The organism is Komagataeibacter europaeus LMG 18890 (assembly GCF_000285295.1).
GTDB classification, from domain to species: domain Bacteria; phylum Pseudomonadota; class Alphaproteobacteria; order Acetobacterales; family Acetobacteraceae; genus Komagataeibacter; species Komagataeibacter europaeus.
Window position 1 is genome coordinate 1 of record NZ_CADP01000240.1, and the last position, 2,047, is coordinate 2,047.

The window sequence follows — 2,047 nt, forward strand, 5'->3', positions numbered from 1 at the left end:
TGGGAGGTAAATATGGCTCAGGAAATCCTGATTGGCGTTGAACGCCGTCGCCGCTGGCCGGACGAACGGAAGCTGGAGATACTGGCTGAAGTTGGTGTGGACGGGGCAAGTGTATCGGATGTGGCACGTCGGCATGGCCTGACCCGCCAACATCTTTACCAGTGGCGTACTTCATTCCGTCAAAGACTGTCTTCCCCAGATCAGTCTGTGGCGTTTGTTCCTGTTGCTTCCGTGAATGCACCCACTGTGGCGTCTGGCGATGATACTGACGAGTTGGCCATTGTGCTGCGCAATGGCCGTTGTATCAGGGTGACGGGACATCCTGCAGAAGAGCTTCTGGCACGGGTCATCCGGATCGCGGAGACGGCATGATTGGCGTGGGCAACGGTGTGCGTGTCTATCTGGCCTGCGGGGTGACGGATATGCGCAAGGGCATATCGGGGCTGGCCGCACTTGCACAGGACAGGCTGCGTCAGGACCCGACATCGGGCGCTCTCTTCGTCTTTCGCGGTCGCCGGGGGGACAGGATCAAGCTTCTGACGTGGGACGGTCAGGGGTTCTGCCTTTATTACAAGGTGCTCGAGACCGGACGTTTTCCGTGGCCCTCCCCGGCAGATGGCGTTGCCCGCCTGACAGCCGCACAGATGGCCATGCTCTGGGAAGGAATCGACTGGAGACGGCCATCCTGGTCGGCGCCCCCCTCTCGCGTAGCCTGATTTTTTTTCATTATTTCTGTCGCGGATTTCTTTGTTTTCTGGCAGTTTTCCGCTATTATCCAGAGATGGAGCGACACTCTGGCCCCCTGCCTGATGATCTCGAAACCCTCAAGGCCATCATCATGGCCCAGCAGGGCGAGATCGTGCGGCTGTCGGCGTCGGCCCGGGCCTATGATGCCCTTGTCCAGTCGCTCAGGATCCGGATCGCTCGCCTGCAGAAACAGAAATTCGGGGCCAGTTCAGAAAAGATCGAGCGTGAGACTGAACAACTGTAACCGGCCGCTTAAGGCCGCCATTGATCATGCGGCCTGTTTGTGAAGATCTGTCACGGGTTTCCAGTTCCATGGCAACAGTTCTTGGAGCCGGTTGATTTTGTGCTCGTTGATACGGGCCAGGACGTCGGCGAGGTAATCGTGCGGATTGAGGCCTGAGAGTTTTGCGCTTTCGATGAGGGTCATGGCATCAGCGATGTTGTCCCCACCGGCATCGGAACCGGCAAAGAGATAGTTTTTTCGGCCGACGCATACGGGCCGTATGGCTCGTTCGGCAGGATTATTGTCAATGGCGACACGACCATCTTCCACAAACAGGGTAAAGGCGGCCCACCGGTTGAGCGCATAGCGGATCGCTTTTGCCAGTTCCCCCTTCCCGGGGATGCGGGTGAGCTGTGCTTCGCACCAGGCATGGAACGCTATAACGCGGGGGCGGCTTTTTTCCTGTCGGACAGCCAGACGGTGCCTGGCGGGATGCCCGGTGATCTGCCGCTCGATATCGTAGAGCTCTCCGATCTGCTCAAGCGCTTCCCTTGCAATTGTCGAGCCGCTGCCTTTCCAGACATCATGGAATGCCCGACGCAGGTGGGCCCAGCAGGCCGCTTCGCGCACGCGCACGGTTCCCGTTGCATCGGGTTTATACAGGTCCCTGAACCCGGCGTAGGCGTCAGCCTGCAGAATACCACGGAACTGTGCCAGATGGGTCTGGGGATTGATCCCCTTGCGATCGGGAGAGAACCAGTAGGCAACGGCGGGTGGATCACTCCCGCCCCATGGGCGGGGATCGCGCAGATAGGTCCAGATCCGCCCTTCCTTCACACCGCGTGGTTTACCAGCCTGACGCAGGCGGGGATCAAGAACCTGGATGGGCGTATCATCGGCATGAAGCAGGTCTGCCCCCACGACCTCCTGACGGATCATATCTGTGAGAGGACGCAGAACGGCAACGGCCTGACCACACCAGTCGATCAGGGTTGAACGGGGGATTTCGACACCCTGACGGGCAAAGATCTCGTTCTGACGATAAAGCGGGATATGGTCATCGAATTTCGAGACCAG

3 protein-coding genes and 1 pseudogene are annotated in these 2,047 nt (G+C 59.0%); 3 read left to right on the forward strand and 1 reads right to left on the reverse strand.

Annotation, left to right across the window (positions count from 1 at the left end; genetic code table 11):
* From tnpA to GEU01_RS21135, 3 genes and pseudogenes are all read left to right on the forward strand, one after another.
* Positions 1-372: IS66-like element accessory protein TnpA (gene tnpA / locus GEU01_RS26060; RefSeq protein ID WP_081500057.1), on the forward strand; the 372-nt coding region annotated here is incomplete at its 5' end.
* Positions 369-716, forward strand: coding sequence for an IS66 family insertion sequence element accessory protein TnpB (gene tnpB, locus GEU01_RS21130; RefSeq protein WP_019087537.1), 348 nt, complete (start codon positions 369-371; stop codon positions 714-716). The genes tnpA and tnpB, both read left to right, overlap by 4 nt.
* Before the next feature lie 65 nt (positions 717-781).
* Positions 782-988 (forward strand): annotated as a pseudogene (locus GEU01_RS21135) (IS66 family transposase); the annotation flags it as partial.
* A gap of 27 nt (positions 989-1,015) precedes the next feature.
* Here GEU01_RS21135 and tnpC read toward each other — a convergent pair.
* The coding region (gene tnpC, locus GEU01_RS21140) for an IS66 family transposase (protein WP_019087543.1) at positions 1,016-2,047 on the reverse strand (1,032 nt) is incomplete at its 5' end.